General features: G+C 64.6%; 18 protein-coding genes, 1 tRNA gene and 1 CRISPR repeat array. Of the genes, 11 read left to right on the top strand and 8 right to left on the bottom strand.

Annotated elements, in window-relative coordinates; translation table 11 throughout:
• The first annotated feature begins 239 nt into the window (after positions 1-239).
• The 3 genes from istA to WIT60_RS12695 all read left to right on the top strand — a co-directional run bounded on the left by istA (position 240) and on the right by WIT60_RS12695 (position 3,556).
• A complete protein-coding gene (gene istA, locus WIT60_RS12685) occupies positions 240-1,763 on the top strand; it encodes an IS21 family transposase (protein ID WP_339582727.1) in 1,524 nt (507 codons plus the stop codon).
• A gap of 17 nt (positions 1,764-1,780) precedes the next feature.
• A complete protein-coding gene (gene istB / locus WIT60_RS12690; RefSeq protein WP_339582728.1) occupies positions 1,781-2,545 on the top strand; it encodes an IS21-like element helper ATPase IstB in 765 nt (254 codons plus the stop codon).
• A 105-nt stretch (positions 2,546-2,650) separates the two neighbouring features.
• Positions 2,651-3,556 carry a type II toxin-antitoxin system HipA family toxin gene (locus tag WIT60_RS12695; RefSeq protein WP_339584274.1) on the top strand — a complete coding sequence of 302 codons (906 nt, stop codon included), beginning with the start codon at positions 2,651-2,653 and terminating at the stop codon, positions 3,554-3,556.
• A gap of 30 nt (positions 3,557-3,586) precedes the next feature.
• Here the strand turns inward: WIT60_RS12695 and WIT60_RS12700 are convergent, their stop codons facing one another.
• The 3 genes from WIT60_RS12700 to WIT60_RS12710 form a co-directional block, all read right to left on the bottom strand.
• Complete coding sequence (locus tag WIT60_RS12700) at positions 3,587-4,036, bottom strand: mobile mystery protein A (RefSeq protein WP_339584275.1); 450 nt, start codon at positions 4,034-4,036, stop codon at positions 3,587-3,589.
• A gap of 12 nt (positions 4,037-4,048) precedes the next feature.
• Positions 4,049-4,321: direct repeats of the CRISPR family, unit length 29 nt; unit sequence GGTTCCCCCGCGCGAGCGGGGATAGACCC.
• Between the two features lie 252 nt (positions 4,322-4,573).
• Positions 4,574-4,663, bottom strand: a tRNA-Ser gene (locus tag WIT60_RS12705).
• 23 nt (positions 4,664-4,686) lie between these two features.
• Positions 4,687-5,514 carry a symmetrical bis(5'-nucleosyl)-tetraphosphatase gene (locus WIT60_RS12710; protein ID WP_339584276.1) on the bottom strand — a complete coding sequence of 276 codons (828 nt, stop codon included), beginning with the start codon at positions 5,512-5,514 and terminating at the stop codon, positions 4,687-4,689.
• Between the two features lie 61 nt (positions 5,515-5,575).
• On the opposite strand from WIT60_RS12710, the gene WIT60_RS12715 reads away from it, so the two are divergent.
• Complete coding sequence (locus WIT60_RS12715) at positions 5,576-6,865, top strand: hemolysin family protein (protein ID WP_339584277.1); 1,290 nt, start codon at positions 5,576-5,578, stop codon at positions 6,863-6,865.
• On the opposite strand, the gene WIT60_RS12720 is transcribed toward WIT60_RS12715, so the two are convergent.
• Both WIT60_RS12720 and WIT60_RS12725 read right to left on the bottom strand, forming a co-directional pair.
• Positions 6,852-9,500, bottom strand: a complete 2,649-nt coding sequence (locus tag WIT60_RS12720; protein ID WP_339584278.1) for a DNA internalization-related competence protein ComEC/Rec2 — start codon at positions 9,498-9,500, stop codon at positions 6,852-6,854. The genes WIT60_RS12715 and WIT60_RS12720 overlap by 14 nt on opposite strands.
• A 106-nt stretch (positions 9,501-9,606) precedes the next feature.
• On the bottom strand, positions 9,607-11,178 hold the full coding sequence (locus WIT60_RS12725) for a methyl-accepting chemotaxis protein (RefSeq protein WP_339584279.1): 1,572 nt from the start codon (positions 11,176-11,178) through the stop codon (positions 9,607-9,609).
• A gap of 47 nt (positions 11,179-11,225) precedes the next feature.
• On the opposite strand from WIT60_RS12725, the gene WIT60_RS12730 reads away from it, so the two are divergent.
• The 5 genes from WIT60_RS12730 (at position 11,226) to gloA (ending at position 15,265) form a co-directional block, all read left to right on the top strand.
• Positions 11,226-11,681 (top strand): RidA family protein, encoded by a 456-nt coding sequence (locus tag WIT60_RS12730; RefSeq protein ID WP_339584280.1) that lies wholly within the window; start codon positions 11,226-11,228, stop codon positions 11,679-11,681.
• A 4-nt stretch (positions 11,682-11,685) separates the two neighbouring features.
• Entirely contained in the window at positions 11,686-12,171 is a 486-nt protein-coding gene (locus tag WIT60_RS12735) for a disulfide bond formation protein B (protein WP_339584281.1), read from the top strand.
• A complete protein-coding gene (locus WIT60_RS12740) occupies positions 12,164-14,029 on the top strand; it encodes a chorismate-binding protein (RefSeq protein ID WP_339584282.1) in 1,866 nt (621 codons plus the stop codon). Before WIT60_RS12735 ends, WIT60_RS12740 begins: the two co-directional genes overlap by 8 nt.
• 155 nt (positions 14,030-14,184) lie before the next feature.
• Entirely contained in the window at positions 14,185-14,751 is a 567-nt protein-coding gene (locus tag WIT60_RS12745) for a fasciclin domain-containing protein (RefSeq protein WP_339584283.1), read from the top strand.
• Positions 14,752-14,842: 91 nt separating this feature from the next.
• Complete coding sequence (gene gloA, locus WIT60_RS12750) at positions 14,843-15,265, top strand: lactoylglutathione lyase (RefSeq protein ID WP_339584284.1); 423 nt, start codon at positions 14,843-14,845, stop codon at positions 15,263-15,265.
• 91 nt (positions 15,266-15,356) lie between these two features.
• Here gloA and aroC read toward each other — a convergent pair whose 3' ends face one another.
• The 3 genes from aroC to WIT60_RS12765 form a co-directional block, all read right to left on the bottom strand.
• Positions 15,357-16,454 (bottom strand): chorismate synthase, encoded by a 1,098-nt coding sequence (gene aroC / locus WIT60_RS12755; RefSeq protein ID WP_339584285.1) that lies wholly within the window; start codon positions 16,452-16,454, stop codon positions 15,357-15,359.
• A gap of 128 nt (positions 16,455-16,582) precedes the next feature.
• Positions 16,583-17,056 (bottom strand): CBS domain-containing protein, encoded by a 474-nt coding sequence (locus WIT60_RS12760; protein WP_339584286.1) that lies wholly within the window; start codon positions 17,054-17,056, stop codon positions 16,583-16,585.
• Positions 17,057-17,231: 175 nt separating this feature from the next.
• Positions 17,232-18,419: a YihY family inner membrane protein gene (locus WIT60_RS12765; protein ID WP_339584287.1), complete on the bottom strand. Its 1,188-nt coding sequence runs from the start codon at positions 18,417-18,419 to the stop codon at positions 17,232-17,234.
• 123 nt (positions 18,420-18,542) lie between these two features.
• Here WIT60_RS12765 and WIT60_RS12770 point away from each other — a divergent pair, with 123 nt between their 5' ends.
• Together WIT60_RS12770 and WIT60_RS12775 are read left to right on the top strand one after the other, a co-directional pair.
• Entirely contained in the window at positions 18,543-19,016 is a 474-nt protein-coding gene (locus tag WIT60_RS12770) for a DUF2069 domain-containing protein (RefSeq protein WP_339584288.1), read from the top strand.
• Positions 19,013-20,488 (top strand): FAD-binding oxidoreductase, encoded by a 1,476-nt coding sequence (locus WIT60_RS12775; protein ID WP_339584289.1) that lies wholly within the window; start codon positions 19,013-19,015, stop codon positions 20,486-20,488. Before WIT60_RS12770 ends, WIT60_RS12775 begins: the two co-directional genes overlap by 4 nt.
• Positions 20,489-20,522 lie beyond the last annotated feature (34 nt).

Raw genomic sequence — 20,522 nt, forward strand, 5'->3', positions numbered from 1 at the left:
TGCGTATTCCGGTCCAACGTGACCGTTGATTCCGGCGGATCGTGACCGCCGATTCTGGTTCATCGTGACCGGCCATTCTGGTCGAACGTGACCGATTTTTGCACCTGACCGGAATCTCGGTCACGATGCCGGAATCACCGGTCACGATGCCAGCATGGCGTCGTATGCCACCGTGATGGTGTTGCGCAAGTTGTCTCACCCAATGCAGTTAGCCTGCCCAGTTTTTTGCTGGAGCCGGCATGCCTGCACCAAGGATTCACATGCGCAAGATCAAGGACGTTCTGCGTCTCAAACTCGATGCTCGGCTCTCGCACGAGCGTATCGCCGCCGCCCTGGGCATCTCCAAAGGCGTGGTTACCAAGTACGTCGGTTTGGCCTCGGTCGCAGGTCTGGATTGGCACTCCATCCAGCCCCTGGACGAGACCGCTTTGCAGCATCGCCTGCTGGCACCGCCGCCACGGCCGCAGCACTTCGTGCACCCCGACTACGCCCAGATTCACAAAGAACTGCGCCGCAAGGGCATGACGCTCATGCTGCTGTGGGAGGAGCACACCCAGCAGCACCTGGACGGTCATACGCACTCCTACTCGCAGTTCTGCGAGAACTACCGCCGCTACGCCAAGACACTCAAACGCTCGATGCGCCAGACCCACCGCGCAGGCGAGAAGCTGTTCATCGACTTTGCAGGTCCCACGATCGAGTTGGTGGACGGCAGCCGTGCCCACATCTTCGTGGCCGCTCTGGGCGCTTCGAGCTACACCTTTGCGTGTGCCACACCGCGCGAGACCATGGCCGACTGGCTTGATGGCTGCGCCCGCGCCCTGACATTCATCGGTGGGGTGCCCCAGCTCATCGTGCCGGACAACCCCAAAGCCCTCATTGCCAACCCCAACCGCTATGAGCCTCGCGCCAACGAGACGGTGGAGGACTTCGCTCGCCACTACGGCACCTCGATGCTACCGGCGCGGCCCTATCACCCGCAGGACAAGGCCAAGGTCGAGTCTGCCGTGCAAGTTGTCGAGCGTTGGATCCTGATGCGACTGCGCCACCAACGCTTTGCGAGCGTGGACGATGTCAACGAGGCCATCGCGCCGCTGCTGGAACAACTCAACAACAAGGCATTCCAGAGGTTGCCTGGCAGCCGAGTCAGCACGTTTGCAGAGTTGGATGCGCCAGCACTGCAAGCCTTGCCTCTGCAGCCCTGGGAATTCGCCACCTACAAGACCGTGCGCGTGCACATTGATCACCACGTCGAGATCGAGGGGCATCGCTACAGCGTGCCGCAGTCCTTGGTCGGGCTGGTCCTGGAGGCACGCATCACCACGCGCGGCGTGGAGATCGTCCACCGTGGTCAGCGTGTTGCCGCTCATCTGCGCTGTCTCCACAAGGGGGGCTTCACCACCGTGGCGGAGCACATGTCGGCAGCGCACCGCGCGCATCGGGAGTGGACCCCTGAACGCCTGATTCACTGGGGCGGCACCATTGGTGTGGCCTGTGCCAGCACCGTCCAGCGTCTGCTGGAGGAGCGACGCCATCCCGAGCATGGCTACCGCGCCTGCCTGGGGCTGCTGTCACTGGCCAAGAAGTACGGCAAGCCCCGACTGGAAGCCGCTTGCCTCATCGCCCTGGAGCTCGGCACCGTCAAGTACAGGCACGTCAGCGACATTCTGGCAAACGGCCGGGATCAGGTGCCCGCCACGACCGCCACCGACTGGACCAGCCCGCACCATGCCCACGTTCGTGGCCCCGGTTACTACCAGTGAACAGACAGGATTGCACCATGATGATGAACACGACTTTGAACCAGCTGCGTGAACTCAGGCTGATGGGCATGCTCACAGCCCTTGATGAGCAACTGACGCAGGCCGGCATGAGCGCTGTCAGCTTTGAAGAACGCATGGCTCTGATCGTCGAGCGCGAGCTCCATTGGCGCCACGACAAGCGGCGTGCACGCCTGCTCAAAGAGGCCAAGCTGAAGTACCCCCAAGCCGCCATTGAGGACATCGATACACGAGCTGGACGCGGCCTGGATCGCAAGGCTGTCATGAGCCTGGCCTTGGGTGATTGGATCGACAGCGGCCACAGCGTGCTGATCACCGGCCCCACCGGAGCTGGCAAATCCTGGCTGGCTTGTGCGCTGGCCCAGCACGCCTGTCGCCGCGGTCGCTCTGCCTTCTACCAACGTGTGCCACGTCTGAGCGAAGAGCTGCGCATCCGTCACGGCAATGGCACCTTTGGCAAGTGGCTCATCCAGTTGGCCAAGACCGATGTCCTGTTGCTGGACGACTGGGGCATGGCTGGGCTGGACAACCAGGCCCGCGCTGACTTGCTGGAGATCATCGACGACCGAGCTGCCAGCAAGGCCACCATCATCACCAGTCAGCTGCCCATTGAACACTGGCATGCCTGGGTCGGTGACGCCACGATTGCCGACGCGATCCTTGATCGCCTGATGCAGCGAAACCACCGATTCACTCTGACCGGTGAGTCCCTGCGACAAAAGCCCAAACCCACGAAAAAGGAGCCCGACTCAGACCCATCGTGACCGACACCCCTACAATTTGAACGCGCAACACCTCACACGGTGCAACCGGTCACGATGGGCCGGAATCGTCGGTCACGTTCGCCAGAATACGCACTGGAATACCTGATGGATGCGGCCGAGCGCATCGAAGAAGGTCTGCCAGTACCGACTCATCTTGAAGCCATCTTCATTGATGGCACGGCGCTGGGCGGCGCACGCCCCAAAGCTTCGGTCCGTGACGAGCATGGCGTGCTGTGGTTGGCCAAGTTCTCAAGCCGGAAAGATGGTTTTGACATCCCATCCATCGAATGCGCGGCACTGCGTTTGGCCGCTGCAGCAGGACTGACCGTGCCGCCGGTGGAGGTACGCACACTGGGTGAACGCAAGGTCATGCTCATCCGCCGTTTCGACAGGTACTGGGCTGAACCAGGCGCGACACTCGATGTCAACGTCGACCTTCTGGCCACGCAACCGGGTCGAGGCAAGGCAGAACACCGGCTGGGCTTCGTCAGCGGACTCACGCTCGTCGGGTGTGATGAAACCGAGTCGCGAACAAAGGCGTACACCGACCTTGCACAAGCCATACGCAGGTACTGCCATCCCAGCGTCATCCGCTCGGACAATGCAGAGCTCTTCAAACGCATGGTCTACAACATCCTGGTCACAAACGATGACGACCATCTGCGCAACCACGGCTTCGTCTACGAGCCGCGACTGGGTGGCTGGCGGTTGAGTCCACTCTATGACGTGCTTCCACGACCCAGCTTGGCTACAGAACGCTACTTGCATCTGGACGTCGGGCCTCAAGGCCGCTTGGCCACGCTCGACAATGCGTTGGAAGCACACGAGATGTTCACGCTGTCGCGCGCCAAAGCCTGCGAGCTGATTGCAGACATTTGGCGCATCGTCCGCGAGTGGCGTGTCTATTTCGAGAACTTCGGCGTCCCTGCAGCCGAAATCGAGAAGATTGCGCCCGCGTTCCGCCACATTGATGATGTCTCTACGCCAGCGTTGCGCAAGGCCCTCCCCTGACCCATCGTCAGGGCGATAGGCGCCTGCACATCACCGCCACAGGTTGGACCATCGACCTCTGAGCAACTCTGCCGCGCGCCGCTCGATTTCTTTCTCAAGGAACGCATCGCGCGGACGCTGATTTTCCAGAGCCATGGTGTGTGCGACGCCCATCACTTCTTGCCTCGCGATGGCTTCTGCCTGGTCCTCGACCATCTCGCTAAGCGGCCTTCTCGGCACCAAGGCATAGACCAAATCGCATTCAAGCTCCTCAGCCATACGCCTTAGCTGCTTGAGGCTGATGCTCTCGTCGACCTCTGATTGCTCAGCCTTATGCACCGCAGAGCCGGTAATGCCAAGCCGTGCGGCCTGCTGACGCTGTGTTCGTCCGATTGCTTCGCGCACCTCTCGTAGCCAGCCGCTTCTCGGTCGCGGCCTGCGCAGCAGCGTCGTGCACTCACTCACGAATGCTTGCTGACCCCTGATCAGCGCATTGGGCATGCCTGACGGCTGGGTTCCCCCGCGCGAGCGGGGATAGACCCGAAGGCAAGGCCGAGCGCCTGACGCCTGATCAGGTTCCCCCGCGCGAGCGGGGATAGACCCTGCAAGGCACGCAGAGCCGATGCCGGGGCGGGGGTTCCCCCGCGCGAGCGGGGATAGACCCTCCGGTGGCAACGTGGACCAGAATTCGGCTTTGGTTCCCCCGCGCGAGCGGGGATAGACCCGGCGAAGCCTGCCAGGACGCACGCGTCTTGCAGGTTCCCCCGCGCGAGCGGGGATACCGTATGCGTCTACTTCGAGTTGAGGCTTTGCTGGTGAAACTTGTCGCCACGGTTAATCCGTTTCGTCCGGCGTGGCAACTTCGAGCCTCGCACTTCTGCGTCATAGCTCACATGACAACGCAGCGACCAAATCTGAGCTCCGAGCAAGACCAGAAAAGTCCTACAGAAGCCAACGCACCACGGCATACCAAATGGCATACCAGCACAAGTCAAAAACAAAAAAGCCCAAGTGAATCAATCACTTGGGCTTTCTGTTTGGCGGGTGCGGTGAGATTCGAACTCACGGAACGCGCAAACGTTCGCCGGTTTTCAAGACCGGTGCCTTAAACCGCTCGGCCACACACCCATGACCTGCATTGTAGTGGCGGATCAAGCCTTGCCCGGCTTCTGTGCCTGCGGACAAGGGATCTGAATCACCTCGCGCGTGGCGCCATCGACACGCACCGCCGTCAGATGACCGCCCCAGATGCATCCGGTGTCCAGCGCCAGCAGATCGTCCCGATTGATCAAGCCCAGGGTGGACCAGTGGCCGAACGCCACCGGCGTGCCTTGGGTCCGACGTCCAGGCACCTCAAACCAGGGCAGATAGCCCTCGGGCGCGCCACCCGCCCCCTCCTTGGTGGCAAACTCCATCGTGCCGTCCGCCGCACAAAACCGCAGCCGCGTCAGGCTATTGACCACACAACGCCAGCGGTCCACGCCCTGCAGGCGCTCATCCCAACGGGCCGGCTCGTTGCCATACATCGTGGTCAGAAAAGCGCCCACGTCCGGGCTGCGGAGCATGGCTTCCACCTCCCCAGCCAAAACCACCGTCTGAGCGGCATCCCACTGTGGCACCACGCCGGCATGCACCATCAGCCAACCATGCGCATGCACGGCCAGATTCTGCTGGCGCAACCAGTTCAACCAGTCATCACGGTCGGCCGCATTCAAAATGGGATCCAGCGTGTCACTGCGGTGAGGCTTGCGCACCCCATGCGCCACCGCCAGCAGATGCAGATCGTGGTTGCCCAGCAAGCACGTCGCCGCCCCCTCCAGGCTGCGCAAACGTTGCAGGACCCCCAAGGAGTCGGGCCCCCGGTTCACGAGATCCCCCAACACATACAACTGGTCGCGCGACGGCGAAAAATCAATCGTCTGAAGCAAGCGCTCCAGCGGTTTGCAGCAGCCCTGCAAGTCACCCACTAAATAGATCATTTCGTGATTCTGCTACGCTTGGCGCATCGAAACGACCGGCCCGACCCTGTCGGCGCCCTCTATGGACTTAGCGCTACTGATTTTTCTGGTTCTGCTCAATGGCATTTTCGCCATGTCTGAAATGTCCCTGGCTGCCAGCCGCAAAGCCAGACTGCAGGTGATGGCCGAAACCGGCGATGCCGGTGCCGTGGCCGCCATGAGCCTGCACGACAATCCCACACAGTTTCTCTCCACCGTCCAGATCGGCATCACGTCCATCGGCGTGCTCAACGGGATCGTGGGTGAGGCCGCATTCTCCCCCCCCCTGGCAGAGTGGTTGCTGACCTGGCTGCCCATCACGGAGGGCGCAGCCAGTATCGCCGCCACTGGTCTGGTGGTGGTCATCATCACCTTCGTCTCCATCATTTTTGGCGAACTGGTGCCCAAGCGCGTGGGCCAGATGTACCCCGAGCCCGTGGCACGCCTCGTGGCCAAGCCCATGATGTGGCTGTCACGGCTGGCCCTGCCCTTCGTCAAGCTGCTGGCGGCCACCACCGAGGGCATGCTGCGGCTCATGGGTGTGCGCGATACCGGCAACCGCAGCGTGACCGAAGAAGAAATCGCAGCGCAACTCGAAGAGGGGCTGGACGCAGGCGTGATCGAAGCGCACGAGCACCAGATGGTGCGCAACGTGTTCCGCCTGGATGAGCGCCAGATCGGCTCCATGATGATCCCGCGCAGCGACATTGCCTGGCTGGACGTTGAGCTGCCGCTGGCCGACAACCTGGCCATCATTGCCGAGCATGGCTACTCGCGTTATCCGGTTTGCCGAGGCGGGCTTGACGACGTCGTGGGCGTGACCACGGCCCAGCAACTGCTGCACCAGCTGACGCAGCATCAGGCCAACAGCCTGGCCGAAGGCCTGCTGCCTGCGGTGTTTGTACCGGAAACCCTCTCGGGCATGGAATTGCTGGAGCATTTCAGGGGCTCCGACACGCAGATGGTGTTCGTGGTGGACGAGTACGGCGAGGTGCAAGGCGTGATCACCCTGCGTGACGTGCTGGAAGCCATCACCGGCGAGTTCACGCCTTCTGAAGCCGAAGATGCCTGGGCCATCCAGCGCGCAGACGGCACCTGGCTGGTCGATGGACTCATCCCCATCCCCGAGTTGAAAGACCGCCTCGCCATCAAGGCCCTGCCCGATGAAGATCGCGGTCGCTACAACACCCTGGCCGGCATGGTGATGCTGTTGCTGGGTCGCCTGCCTCAAACCACCGACACGGTCGAATGGGAAGGCTGGCGCTTCGAAGTTGTCGACATGGACGGCAAGCGGATCGACAAGGTCCTGGCCACCCATTTCAAGGAAGATTGAGCGGCTCAGCCCCTGCGGACGCGGCTGGGGGGTTGATTCCTGGCTGATGCCCGTCCCAATAGCGCGGAGACAAGGTGCGCCAGCATTGCCCCAACACGGGCCATGCGGGTGTCGCAGCCTGTGGCGGGATGGCCTTCGCAGAAGGGCGCTGGTCGCTGCGCCACAGGTAAGCCCCACACGCTGGTGAACTGACAATCGGTAAGCCCAACGCCGCATAGCGCGCCATCACCACAGGCGCAGGGTGACCGTAGCGGTTGCGCCGTCCCACCTGCACCACGGTCTGCACGGGTCGAACAGCCTCCAGAAACGGTTGGGTTGACGAGGTCTTGCTGCCATGGTGCGGTGCGATCAGCAGCGTGCTGCGCAAAGTGCCGCCTGCGCCGTTTGTGGTTTGTGCCGCCATCTGTCGGGCGAGCAAAGCCTGCTCTTGCGCGGCCTCAATGTCGCCGGTGAGCAGTACGCTGCGCGCATCGGCATCTGCGGTGAACACCCGCAACACGCAGGACAGCGCGTTGGGCTTGACGCGATGCCCTGCTGCGGCCTGCTCCGCCACCGGGTGCAGGACCTCGAACTGCACACCATCCCATTGCCACCGCTGACCTGCCACGCAAGGCACATGTGGCACACGGGTGCGGCGACCGGGGCTTTGCCACTGCCGGACTTCGTGCCCTTCGTCGAGGGTGCTGCGCAGTTCGTGCACAGGCATGGCGTTCAAGACGGATCGGGCACCCCCGACATGGTCCGTGTCGGCATGGCTGATCATCAGGGTGTCCAGTTCGCGCACACCCAGGCTGCGCAGCAGTGGCACCAACACCCGCTCGCCCATGTCCATGCCTGTCGGCAGACGTCCTCCAGTGTCAAACAGCAGCGTGTGGCGAGCTGTGCGCAGCAGCACCGCGGTGCCCTGACCAATGTCCACCGCCATCACCGTGAACTGCCCCGTGCGCGGTGGCGGCACGATTTGCCACCCCTGAGGCAGCAAGCACACGGGCAACAGACACGGCCAGAGCAGCCACCTCCATCGCCAGGACAGGGGTTGCACCCAGAGACCACCCACCGCCACGGACAGCGCCTGCAACCAAGTCGGCAAAGCCGGGGCCTGCCACACCGCCCACGGCCAGGAGGCCATGTGCGCCAACACCGCGGTGGTGATTTGCACCAGCAGCGCACCGAAGTCCCACAGGGGTGCGCACAGCAGACCCAGCAAGGACAGCGGTGTGATGCCCAAGGTGAACACCGGAATGGCCACCAGATTGGCCAAGATGCCCACCAGCGACACCTCCTGAAAACACACCAGTGAGAGCGGGGCCAGGGCCAGTGTCACCCGCCACTGGGTGCGCACCATCTCTTGTGAGGCAGCCTTGATTCGGGCAAGCCAGGTGTCGCCATCAGGCTGCGTGGGAACGGCCTCCTCACGCCCGGACGACATCAGAATGCCCACCGCCACGAATGACAACCAGAATCCCGGCTGCCACAAGGCCCAAGGGTCCAGCAGCGTGATGCAGGCAGCCGCGAGAAGCCACACCAGCGGCCAGGGCCAGCGACGCCCACCGGCATGCAGCAGGGCCATCACGGCCATCATCAGCACTGTTCGCTGAGCCGGCACGCCCCACCCTGCCACCAGGGCGTACACAGCTGAAACGCACACCGCCAACACCCTGGCCGCCAAAGGGGCTGGCAGCACATGCACACCTGCTGTCCAACGCGGCCACACACGCCGCACGACCCAGGACACCAACCAACCGAACATGGCGATGTGGGTGCCGCTGATGCTGACGGCGTGCGCCACCCCAGTACGGCGAAAAACATCCCAGTCTGCACGCTCGATGGCGGACTGATCCCCTACCGACAAACCCACGAGCACGCCTGCCGCACGGGCGTCGTCCACCCGAGCCTCAATGGCCTCCCGGACGCGCTGGCGAAAGCGGTCGATGCACCCAGCGGAGAGCGCCGAGGGCTCGCTCACCTTCACCGGCCTCGCCAACCGATGGCGCACACTGCCGACGGCGCGAATGCCCTGCTCGAAAAGACCACGCGTGGCGTCGAAGCCACCTGGATTGGACAAGCCATCGGGTTCATGCAGGCGCGCGTGCAAAGACCAGACCTGTCCCGATCGCAGCCCATCCATGCCCGCCTTCGCATCGGCATACAAACGGACACGCTCGGGCAAGCGAACGCCCGGCGGCGGAGCGGGCGCCTCCAGCAGCTGTGCGTCAAAGCGCCAGCCACCGCCGGCCATGGGCTGAGGCAAATCCACCACCTGAACCCGTACCGGCACATCGTCCCACTGCAAGGGCCACGCCTGCAACGCACGCTCTTGCGCCCGCCACCCCGTGCTCCCCCAGGCCAACAACAAGATGACAGGGCCCCAGGCCCAACGCGACCAGCGTGGCCTGAACGCTCGACGTTGCCACCACAGCCCCGCCACGACACTGGCCAGTGCGACCCACACCCCGGCTCGGTACACCGACGGGGCGCGCAAAGCCGGCTCACTCAACTGGAGCGCAATGCCCGTCAACCAGGCCGCAGGCAAGGCCAGCCACAGGGCCATGCCCGTGGGCACTCGACGTGCCGAGCCGGCCTCTTCCACGATGGTGACCTCCGCTGCCACGGACACCCCCATGGTGCCGTCCACCACGGCATTGTCCGAAAACGCAGACTCACCCCACCCACCCCGAAGAGGTCACCCTCAGGGGCGATGGACAGCGCCTCCCGGCGCTGCAATCACAGGCCGGGCACGCTCAACGCACCTGACCCACGTTGAACACCGACACCATCTGCATCAGCTCGGCAGCCTGGTTGCGCAGGCTTTCCGCCGCGGCCGCACTTTGCTCGACCAAGGCCGCGTTCTGCTGCGTACCCTGATCCAGCGAGTTGACCGCGAGATTCACCTGATGGATGCCGCTGGTCTGTTCCTGGGCCGAGGTGTGAATCTCCGAGATCAAGTTTGTGACGTGGTTCACCTGACGCACGATCTCGGCCATGGTGTCGCCTGCCTCGTTCACCAGTCGGCTGCCTTGCTCCACCTTGTCCACCGAATCGGCAATCAGGCTCTTGATTTCGCGGGCCGAGTTGGCGCTGCGCTGCGCCAAATTGCGCACCTCACCGGCCACCACAGCAAAACCACGTCCTTGCTCCCCTGCCCGGGCGGCCTCCACCGCGGCGTTGAGGGCCAGGATGTTGGTCTGGAAAGCAATGCCATCGATCACACCGATGATGTCGGCGATCTTGCGGCTGCTGTGCGTGATCTCGTCCATGGTGCGCACGACACGGCCCACCACCTCGCCGCCCTGGTTGGCCACCTGAGCGGCCTGCCCGGCCAGATTGGCAGCCTCTTGCGCATGGCTGGCGCTTTGTTGCACCCCATCGGTCATTTCCTGCATGGACGCGGCGGTTTGCTCCAGCGCAGCCGCCTGCTGTTCGGTCCGGCGCGACAGGTCGCCGTTGCCCGTGGCGATCTCGGCCGAAGCCGTGGCAATGCTGTCGGCCGACTGGCGCACCCGCGCCACGATGTCACGCAGCGAATCGCGCATGCGCTGCAAGGACGTGGCCATGTCACCGATTTCATCGTGCCGACGCACTTCGATGTGTGCCGTCAGGTCTCCCGCCCCCACCTGATCGGTGGCCTTGCCCAGCAACTGGAGCGGCCCCAGCAGCGCGCTGGCCAACTGACGCGTGGTCAGCACCAGCAGCACCGCAATGCCCACCATGCCGGCCACCACCCACCACAACACGGTCATGGCGAGCGCCTGCGCCTCACTGCGCAAGGTCTCGGAGCGCGCCGCCTGAAACTCGACGTAATCGCGCTGCGCCTGCAGATAGGCCTCAACCGCCGGCAAAACCTGCGTTTTCAACGCTTGCAAAGCGGCCTCTTCCTGGCCGGCTTTCTTGAGGTCACGCGCCTGGTTGCGCAGGTCGATGTAGGCCTTGCGCTTGGCCCCCACGGTGTCGAGCAAGGCTTTTTCCTCGGGCAACACCGAACTGGCCTCCAGCCCCTTTTGCAAGGTCGAGATGCGCGCCGAGGTGGCGTCCACATCGGGCTTGAGCCGCTCATCCAGCCCCGCATCCGCAGACTGCAAGACCGCCACCACCCGCGCGGCATTGGCCTCGGTCAAGCCCGACCAGGTGTAGGCATCGCCCAGCTTGGCCTGCTGGGCGCGCAAAGCCTGGGCCGACTCCGCGTCCACCCGCTTCATGGTCCAAGCCGCCCCAATGCCCATGGCCACCGCCGCCAGGCCAATCACCAAAGGCGGCAGCCAGAGGCGGCGTGCAATCGTCAGCGTATTCCGTGTGCGCGTGTCAGTAGATGTCATCGGTGTAGGATCCGAACTTATTGCGACCCCTCATTTTTGACACACCCATGTCCATCGAACAACGCCTGCAAACCCTTGGCATCAGCCTGCCGCCCGTGGCCGTCCCGGCCGCTGCCTATGTGCCCTTCGTGCGCACTGGCAACAAGATCTTCCTGTCCGGGCACATCGCCAAGAAGGATGGCCAGGTCTGGGTGGGCAAGCTCGGCCAGAACATGACGACCGATGAAGGCAAACAGGCCGCCCGCGCCGTGGCCATCGACCTGATGGGCACCCTGGCCGTGGCCGCCGGCGGCCTGGACAAGGTCGTGCGCATCGTCAAGGTCATGAGCCTGGTCAACAGCACGCCCGAGTTCACCGAACACCACCTCGTCACCAACGGCTGCTCCGAACTGCTCGGCGAGGTCTTCGGCGAAAAGGGCGTGCATGCCCGCAGCGCCTTTGGCGTGGCCCAGATCCCGCTGGGTGCCTGCGTCGAGATCGAGCTGATCGCCGAAGTGGCCTGACCCGATGCGCGCCCTGAGTCCCCGCCTGATGCTGCTGGTGCTGGGCCTGCTGTGCGCCGGCTCCGTGGGCCTGGCGCTGCTGGCGCAGCACCGCTTCGACATGCAACCCTGCCCCTGGTGCATCCTGCAGCGCATCCTGTTCATCGCCTTGAGCGTGCTGGCCCTGGTCGGTGCCGCCCTGCCCGGTGATCTGGGGCGGCGGGTGCTCTCGGCCCTGAGCCTGCCACTGGCCCTGGGCGGCATCGCAGCGGCCTTGTGGCAGCACTTTGTCGCGGCCAAGACCGACTCCTGCGCACTCACCTTCGCCGACCGCGTGAACAGCTACCTCGGGCTGGACACCCGCTGGCCCGAGTGGTTCGAGGTGCGTGCCAACTGCTCCGATGCCGCCGTCAGCGTGCTCGGTGTGCCGTTTGAATTCTGGGCGCTGGCCCTGTTTGCTGTGGCCACCGTGGTGCTGTGGATCAACGTCGTGACCCCGCGTCGTGCTTGACCAGGACCCGGCCCTGCCGACCGCGCTGGTCGACTTTCCGCCTCCCCCCGAGGCGCCCCAGGGCGCGCGTCAACGCTGGCGATTTGATCGCCCCAGCCGCTGGCTGGTGGCCCATGATCCCAGCCAGGTGGCAGGCCTGCTGGATGCGGCTCACGCGCTGGCGCAAGCTGGCCAGTGGTGCGTGGGCTGGGTGGCGTACGAAGCCGCACCCGGCCTGAACCCGCACCTGCCCGTCAAGGCCCTGCCGCCCGGCCAGCCCTATGCCGTCTGGGCCGTGTTCGACCGGGCTGAGGCCTGGGATGGTCAGCCGGTGACCGGCGCCCCCGCCAGCACCGCCACCGCCACTGACAGCCCCAGCCCCGCGTGGCAAGCCGGCCCCTGGCAGGCTGACCTGGACCAGTCCGCCATCGAACAGAAGGTCGAGCAGATCCGCTCGCTGATCCAGGCTGGCGAGGTCTACCAGATCAACCTGACTGCCCAGTTGCACAGCCCCTTCCAGGGCGAGCCTGCCGCCCTGTGGCCCTGGTTCATGGCCCTGCGCCGCAGCCAGCCACAAAGCTATGCCGTGATGCTCGATGCCCGGGCCGCCTGCCGCGTGCCCGGCGCCGTGCTCAGCGTCTCGCCCGAGCTGTTCTTTGACTGGGACGGCCAGCAACTCACCACCCGCCCCATGAAGGGCACAGCCCCACGCGGGATGGATGCCGACAGCGATGCGGCCGCCGCCGAGCACCTGCGCACCAGCGCCAAGGAGCGGGCAGAGAACCTGATGATCGTGGACCTGCTGCGCAACGACCTGTCGCGCGTGGCCGAGGTGGGCAGCGTGCGCGTGCCCGATCTGTTCGAGCTGCACGCCCTGCCCACCGTCTGGCAAATGACGTCCACCGTCACCGCCCGCAGCCGCGCCGGCCTGCGCCTGAGCGAGGTGTTCGCGGCCCTGTTCCCGTGTGGCTCTGTCACCGGCGCCCCCAAGCGCCAGGCCATGCACCACATCGCGCGGCTGGAGCGCAGCGCACGCGGCGTCTACTGCGGCGCCGTCGGACTCATGACGCCGGGCGGGCGGGTCACCTTCAACGTCCCCATCCGTACCGTCACGGTCGACACCCTGCCGCCCCCCGCCCCCTGGCGCGCCCACTGCGGCATCGGCAGCGGCATCACCCTGGACGCCACCGGCCCCGGTGAAGCGCAGGAGTGGCAGGCCAAGCGGGCCTTCCTGCACCGGGCTGACGCGCCTTTCCAATTGCTCGAATCGCTGCGCCTGGAAAACGGTCAGATCGCCCGGGTGCCGGCGCACCTTGCCCGCATCCAGCAAGCTGCCCTGGCCTTCCACTTTGCAGACGCGTCTCAACTTCCGACGCTGGTCGAGGCCCTGACCGCCCGCCTGCAGGCCCTCACTCAGGCTCACCCCGTGGGCCTCTTCAAGGTCCGTCTGCTGGTGGACGACCGCCTGAACATCACCGCCGAAGCCGCCCCGCTCGGCGATGCCGCGCAGCCGGTGCGGGTGGCCTTGGCCACGCAGCCCATGCCGCCGGCCGATGCCTTCATTCGCCATAAGACTACGCGTCGCCCTGCTTACGCGGCCTTCCCGGCCCCTGCAGGTTATTTCGACACCCTGCTCTACAACGCCGCCGGTGAGCTCACCGAGTTCACCATCGGCAACGTGGCGGTGCAGCTCAACGGTCGCTGGCTGACCCCGCCGCTGTCGGCAGGCCTCCTGCCGGGCGTAATGCGCCAGAGTCTGCTGGACGCCGGGCAACTGCAAGAAGCGCGCGTCCAACTGGATGACCTGCTAAACGCCACCGGCCTCGCACTGCTCAACAGCGTGCGTGGGTGGGTGCCGGTCGAACTGGTTCGACGCTGATCCCCCCTACTTAGGTGAACATCGCCCCGCCGGGCGATGTGATGCCTTGCGTCTGCGGCATTTTTAAGCAGAATATTACCAATCAGTTCACTTTATGACTGATTGATTCCAAACAATACCGTTTGGTTTTCAAATCCAACCCAAGCAGGCAAGAGATGACACACTTCACCCGTCAAGTCGCATCCCCCTTCAAAGCCGCCATCGCCGGTCTCGCCGTGGCTGCCGGCATGTTGGCAGCCCCTGCCGCCCACGCTGCGGATGTCTCGCTGTCCAGCTACCTCAAGTGCCGCCACACCCAGCTCACCGAGTTCCCCGGCACCATCGTGGACGCTGCTGTGGCGACGCCCGAGCTGAGCACCCTGGTGAGCCTGGTCCAGGCCGCCAACCTGGCCGGTCCGCTGTCCGGCAAGGGCCCTCTGACGGTGTTCGCCCCCACCAACGCCGCCTTCGCCAAGGTCCCCGCGCCCTTGCTGAATGTGATCGGCAGTGACGTGAACCTGCTGACCGCCGTCCTCACCTATCACGTGAGCGCCGGCACCGCCGATCCGCGTCGCAACCTGATCCCCACCCAGGTCAAGACCTTGCAAGGCCAGACCCTGTACGTGGGCTATGACGCCGATGGCGCCTCGGTGAACCAGTCCACCGCTGCGTGCAAGGGTGTGAAGACCACCAACGGCACCGTCTGGCTGATCGACAGCGTGCTGCTGCCACAGTTCAAGTAAGCCGCACCAGAACAGGGTTGATGGCCCAAGGTCGACACCTGCGGCCCAACCCTGGCAGACTCATGGTTTTGGCATTGAAGCACCCATCACCATGCGTCTCCTGCACACCATGCTGCGCGTCGGCAACCTGCAGCGCTCCATCGACTTCTACACCCAGGCCCTGGGCATGACCTTGCTGCGCACCACCGACCGGCCTGAGCAGCAGTACACCCTCGCCTTCCTCGGTTACGGCCGCAACCCCGAGCACGCCGAGATCGAGCTGACCTACAACTACGGCGTCGACCAGTACGAGCTGGGCACCGCTTACGGCCACATCGCCCTGGGCGTCGACAATGCCGCAGCCGTCTGTGACGCCGTGCGTGCCAAGACCGCCACCCTGGGCGGCAGCATCAGCCGTGAAGCCGGGCCCATCAAGGGCGGCACCACCGTCATCGCCTTCATCACCGACCCGGACGGCTACAAGATCGAGCTGATCGAACGCCCGGAAGCGGCCAGCGAGCTGCAAACCGCCTGATCCTCCCGCCCCTGGCACGGCCCACACCGGCCCAACGGCAGGCAGCAAAAAGGGACCCTCGGGTCCCTTTCTTCATGGGGCGGACGCTGTGTCAGCGCTGCGCCGGGATGCGGGGTGTGTCCACCTTCACATCGCCGCACTGCGCACGGTGACGCAGCGCGTGATCGATCAACACCAGGGCCAGCATGGCCTCGGCAATTGGCGTGGCACGGATGCCCACGCACGGGTCATGGCGCCCGAAGGTTTCCACCGTGGCCGGCTGGCCGTTCAGGTCAATCGACTGGCGCGGCGTGCGGATCGAGCTGGTCGGCTTGATCGCAATGGCCACACGCAGGTCCTGGCCCGTCGAGATGCCACCCAGCACCCCACCGGCGTGGTTGCTGGCAAAGCCATCCGGGTACAGCTCGTCACCATGCACCGTGCCGCGCTGGCTCACGCTGTCAAAGCCGGCACCAATCTCCACGCCCTTGACCGCATTGATGCCCATCATCGCGTGGGCAATGTCGGCGTCCAGCTTGTCAAACAGCGGCTCGCCCAGGCCCACCGGCACGCCGCTGGCCTCGACGATCAGCTTGGCGCCGCACGAATCGCCCGCCTTGCGCAGCTCGTCCATGTAGGCTTCCAACGCCTCGATCTGGCTCACATTGGGAGCAAAGAAGGGGTTGTTGGGCACATGCTCCCAACCCTCGAAGGCAATCGGGTGCTCACCCAGCTGGGTCATGCAGGCCCGGATTTCGGTGCCGAACTGCTCGCGCAGCCACTTCTTGGCCACCGCGCCGGCCGCCACCATCGGCGCCGTCAGGCGGGCCGATGAACGACCACCGCCGCGCGGATCGCGGATGCCGTACTTGTGCCAGTAGGTGTAGTCGGCATGACCGGGGCGGAAGGTCTGCAGGATGTTGCCGTAGTCCTTGCTGCGCTGGTCGGTGTTGCGGATCAACAGGGCAATCGGGGCGCCGGTGGTCTTGCCCTCGTAGATGCCGCTGAGGATCTCGACGGCATCGGGCTCGTTGCGCTGCGTGACATGACGCGAGGTGCCAGGGCGGCGACGGTCCAGATCCGGCTGGATGTCGGCTTCGGACAAGGCCATGCCAGGAGGGCAGCCATCGATGACGCAGCCGATCGCCGGGCCGTGCGATTCGCCGAAATTCGTGACCGTGAACAAAAGACCGAGGGTGCTGCCTGCCATAAGAGCGCCAACCAGAAGTGCAAAGGGAAGCCCTTATTGTCCCCCATCGCGCCCCTCCCTGCGACCCAGACAGTAAAACGCCCGGCTCAACCGGGCGTTTATGGGGCTCGCAGGTGAAGCTCAAGGCATCACAGCAACTCTTGGCGCTCCTTGCCCGTTTCCTCTTCGTTCACCGGCCAGTCACGGATGTAGGCCTTGAGCATGCGGTTTTCGAAGTCCTGCCCATCCACCACGGCCTTGGCCACGTCGTAGAAGGAGATCACGCCCATCAGGGTGCGATTGGTCATCACCGGCATGTAGCGTGCGTGGCGGCTCAGCATCATGCGGCGCACCTCGTCCAACTCTGTCTCAGGGGTGCAGGTCAGGGGGTGGTCATCCATGACGGTGCGCACCGTCAGGCTACCGAACACGCCGCTGTTGCGCACGGTGGCCTTGATCACCTCACGGAAGGTCAACATGCCAACCAGATCACCGTGGTCCATCACCACCAGCGAACCAATGTCGTGATCGGCCATGGATGCGGCCGCCTCGGCCAAGGGCTGCTCCGGCTGTACGGTAAACAGCGTGCTGCCCTTGACGCGCAGGATGTCACTGACTTTCATGGGAGTTCCTCCTCAATTCACGATACCAAAGCGGTCAGCAAGGCGTTCAATATAGCCCCACACCCTGTGTACATCAAGCCTTCGTGCCGGATGTCACACCACACCCCCATTGCGACAGAGTGCCGCCCATCTGAACAGCGGGCAGACCCTGATGTGCACTCAGCCCAGTCCAAACTCAATGCAACAACTCTGCGAGAACCAGAGAGTCCAGTCGAGTTGTGGCCCAAAAGCCTTCGGTCACCCCGTCACGGCGCAACAGCAGCCCGTTCACCAGCGGCGCAGCGGGCGTCGCTGCCGGGTCACACAGCAAGACGAAGCGCCCGCCATGGTCATCTCCCTCCTCGCTCAGCAGCCCCACCCAGTCCAAACTCTGCAAGGCCTCCAGCAAGGGTTCGATCTGCAAGGGGTCGGTCCGCAGCTGTCGCGCCAACGCCTCGTTGCTCATACCGCGCTCCGGGCTGTGCTGCACGGCCCACAGCGCCTTCAAGATGGCCACGGTCAAGGCAAACCGATGACCCGGCGTGTCCGGCCAACGCTTCACCTGCGACAGCAAGCTGGGCGTGTACGCCACCACCACGGCCCCCATCAACAAGATCAGCCAGCTCAGATAAATCCAGACCAGCAAAATCGGCACGGCGGCAAACGCGCCAAAGATCGTCGCGTACACCGGCACCTTCGACAGGTAAAGCGCCAGGCCTTTCTGAGCCAGCTCCAGCCCCACCGAGGTGAACACCGCGCCGCCCCAGGCATGATCCCAACGCACAAAGGTGTTGGGCACATAGCGGTACAAGGCAGCAAAGCCCGCCGTCTGCAAGGCGAACACAATCAGGCTCAGCAACAGCCCCACGCCGCCCGGCAACTCGTCCACCAGCCCCCGAGACGCCGACAGCAGATAGGACGTGACCCACAAGCTGGCGCCCAACAGCAAGGGCCCCAGGGTCAACGCCGCCCAGTACACCAGCACCCTTTGTGTGATCGGCCGGGTACGCCGCACCCGCCAGATGCCGTTGAGAGTGTGGTCAATCGTGAGCATCAAGGCCATGGCCGTGATGCCCAGCAAGATCATGCCCATGCCGCCCAACTGGCTGGCCTTGCCCGCAAACTTGGTGAGCGACAACAACACCTGCTTGGCAATCGCATCCGGCACCAGGCCCTGGATCACCTGCTGCTCCAAGACCTTGCGAAAACGCGCAAACACCGGAAACGCGCTGAACAGGGCCAGCATCACCGTGAACAAAGGCACCACGGCAATCGTGGTCGTGAACGTCAGGCTGCCGGCCGTCAGCCCCAGGCGATCCTCCCGAAAACGCTGGCGCAAGGTGTCGTACGTCTGGCGCCAGGGCCACTGCTGCAAGGTCGACACCAGCAGCGTCCACCGTTGCCCGGCTCGTTCCCAAAAAGTCCAATGTGACGTCATCTGGCTATGATGCCAGCCATGCGCACGCCAACTGGGCTGTTCCCACCGTCTGCGCCTGATTTTTCACCCATGAGCACCTCATCCGCCCCCCCGTCTACCGATAACGAGTCCAGCGACCCCGACACCTTCATCGCGCACCATCCACCCGAGCGCCGAGCCGTCATCGAACGCCTGCGCATCGTGTGTCTGGCCACGCTGGTGAGCCTCATCGGTCTGGGTGTCGCGTGGGAGCTCTGGTTGGCCCCGCTGCCCCAGGGGACCGGCATGCTGGCACTCAAGGTGTTGCCCCTGTGCCTGGGAATCGCCGGGCTGCTCAAGCACCGCCTCTACACCTATCGTTGGCTCACCTTGCTGATCTGGCTGTACTTCACCGAAGGGGTGGTACGCGCCACGGGAGATGCCGGCCTATCTCAGATCCTGGCGGGAATCGAAGTCGCGCTCAGCGTGCTGCTCTTCACGGCATGCTCGGTCTACATCCGCATGCGCTTGCGCGTGCTGCCCCCCAAGGCCAAGAAAGGTGAGCAGAAGGACGCTGCCGCATGACTGCCGCGCCGTCGCCCCCTTGCGGCCAGTTCGATGCCTTGCTTGAGGCCCTGCGCCAGACGGTCGGCGCTACGGCGGTGCGCATTCCCACGCCCGAAGACCCGCTGGACGCCCATCAGGTCGACTGGCGCAAGCGCTATCGCGGCCAGGCTTTGGCCATCGTGTGCCCGGCCAATACGCAGGAGGTGGCCGAGATCGTTCGCTTGTGTGGCCGCCACCGCGTCAGCATCGTGCCCCAAGGTGGCAACACCAGCTTGGTCGGTGGCTCGGTACCTGACGACAGCGGCCAGCAAATCGTGCTCAACCTCCAGCGCCTCAACCGCGTCCTGGACGTCGATGCCGCCAACCTGTCCATGACCGTTCAGGCGGGCTGCCTGCTGGCGGACGTGCAAGGTGCGGCCGACGCAGCGGGATTGCTCTTCCCGCTCAGCCTCGCCTCCGAGGGCAGTTGCACCATTGGTGGCAACCTCGCCACCAACGCGGGAGGCACCCAGGTGCTGCGCTACGGCACGGCCCGCGAACTGTGTCTGGGCCTGGAGGCCGTCACCGCCCAAGGCGAAATATGGGATGGCCTCAAGAGCCTGCGCAAGGACAACACGGGCTACGATCTGCGCGACCTGCTGATTGGCAGCGAGGGCACGCTCGCCATCCTCACTGCCGCCACCTTGCGCCTCTATCCTCGCCCCACTCGGCATCAGGCTGCGCTGGTCGGCTGCGACAGCCTGGCGCAATGCGTGAGCCTGCTGCAGCACACCCGTACCCGGCTCGACGCGCGCCTCACTGGCTTCGAAGTCATGCACCAGGCGACCTTGGCGCTCGCGCTGCGTCATCTGCCTGAGCAGGCCCAGGCCGCACGCGCGCTGCTTACCTCGGCACAATCAGAACTGCCCACCTGGACCGTGCTGCTCGACACCTGCGACACCGGCCCCGCCCCCACACTCATGCAAGACCTTGAATCGCTGCTGGACGACGCCCATCAGCAGGGCTTGCTCAGCCGTGCCGCCTTGTCCCACACCGAAGCGCAGTACCGCGCCATGTGGACCTTGCGAGAGAGCATTCCCATGGCCGAGAAGATGGAAGGCCACATGGTCAAGCACGACATCGCCGTGCCCACCTCCCGCGTGCCCACGTTCGTTGCACAAGCCGAAGCCGCCTTGCAACAAACGGTGCCAGGCTGTCGCATCGTGTGCTTTGGCCACCTGGGTGACGGCAACCTGCACTACAACGTGCAGGCCCCGGTTGACATGGCCACCGAAACCTTTCTGGCCCAACATGAGTCCTGCATCCACGCCTTGGTGTACGACCTTGCCTTGAGCCTGGGCGGCACGATGTCGGCCGAACACGGCATCGGGCAACTCAAACGGACAGAACTGGGCCAACGGCAAAGTGCGACACGCACCGCCTGGATGCGCGCAATCAAGCAGGCGCTCGACCCTGAGAACCGCCTCAATCCAGGTCGCATGGTGCCTTGAAGGGCGTGGAGACGGTCTGCAGATCGCTCACTCA

This window comes from Aquabacterium sp. G14, from assembly GCF_037482285.1.
In the GTDB taxonomy this organism is placed as follows: domain Bacteria; phylum Pseudomonadota; class Gammaproteobacteria; order Burkholderiales; family Burkholderiaceae_C; genus Aquabacterium.